A 721-nucleotide genomic window follows, 5' to 3' on the forward strand; every position below is an offset into this window, starting at 1 on the left:
GGCTGTTGCGGCGGCGGGCACGGTTGTGATCGCTCTGGGCGTATTGTCTCAGTTCATCCAAATCTACGTGAGTATTCGTGACCGCGAGCAAAACCGTGACCTAACGGGTGATCCGTGGGGCGGCCGTACATTGGAATGGGCAACGTCTTCACCTCCGCCGTTCTACAACTTTGCTCATCTGCCAAAAGGCGATGTACTGGACGCGTTCTGGTATCAAAAACAAAGTGGCGAGTTCGACCCAATGAAAGAAGTGGAATACGAACGCATCCATATGCCGAAGAATACGGCAACGGGTATTTATGTGTCGGCTTGGGCGCTGGTCTTTGGCTTTGCGATGATCTGGTACATCTGGTGGCTAGCGGCAGCAAGTTTGGTGGGTATCGTTGTGACGTGTATTCAACACAGCTACAACGATGACGTGGACTACTACGTTGAAGTGGAAGAGATCAAAGCGATCGAAGCCGCTCGCCGAGCTCAGCTAGAAGAAGCGAAGAAAGGAACCGTGAAAGACAACGAAAACAGCGATGATCTGGAGGTGACCTATGCAAACTAATGTCGCAGCTCATCATGACCACGATCACCACCATGACACGAATGGCAACAAGCTGTTTGGTTTCTGGGTTTACCTGATGAGTGACTGCGTATTGTTTGCGACTTTGTTCGCGACATACGCCGTGCTGTCTAGCAACTTGATTGCCGGTCCTACAGGTAAAGAGATTTT

Annotated in this window: 2 pseudogenes; both read left to right on the forward strand. The window is 50.9% G+C overall.

Annotated features, from left to right (window positions below):
* A pseudogene (locus R7Z50_RS27205) lies at positions 1 to 553 on the forward strand (cytochrome o ubiquinol oxidase subunit I); the annotation flags it as partial.
* Positions 543 to 721 (forward strand): annotated as a pseudogene (locus R7Z50_RS27210) (cytochrome o ubiquinol oxidase subunit III); the annotation flags it as partial. The pseudogenes R7Z50_RS27205 and R7Z50_RS27210, both read left to right, overlap by 11 nt.

This window comes from Vibrio sp. 1249-1 (assembly GCF_033340495.1).